The sequence below is a fragment of the Streptococcus sp. HMSC064D12 genome, from assembly GCF_001837205.1.
In the GTDB taxonomy this organism is placed as follows: Bacteria; Bacillota; Bacilli; order Lactobacillales; family Streptococcaceae; genus Streptococcus; species Streptococcus salivarius_D.
Genome location: NZ_KV831745.1, coordinates 1 through 232, shown reverse-complemented (window position 1 = coordinate 232; position 232 = coordinate 1). Strand labels below are relative to the sequence as shown.

At 46.6% G+C, this 232-nt stretch carries 1 pseudogene; it reads left to right on the top strand.

The annotated features are described in order from the left end of the window. A pseudogene (locus tag HMPREF2697_RS10165) lies at positions 1-103 on the top strand (IS200/IS605 family transposase); the annotation flags it as partial. Positions 104-232: the final 129 nt, after the last annotated feature.

Genomic DNA, 232 nt, shown 5'->3' with positions numbered 1-232 from the left:
AGAATATATTCGTAATCAATTACAAGAAGACGTGGTAGCAGATCAGCTTAGTCTGTTTGAGGAGTATGATCCGTTTACAGGTGAGAAGAATAAAAGAAAGTAATCTTAAAGAGACCCGCTAGACGGGTCAGCTAGCAAAGGTGGTGCTGAAGGGAAACCATTCGGTAGGCCTTTAGGCCTCGGCCGGTAGCAGAGGCTTTCAGCCGAAGAGCAAGCCACCCGTTCTGATATG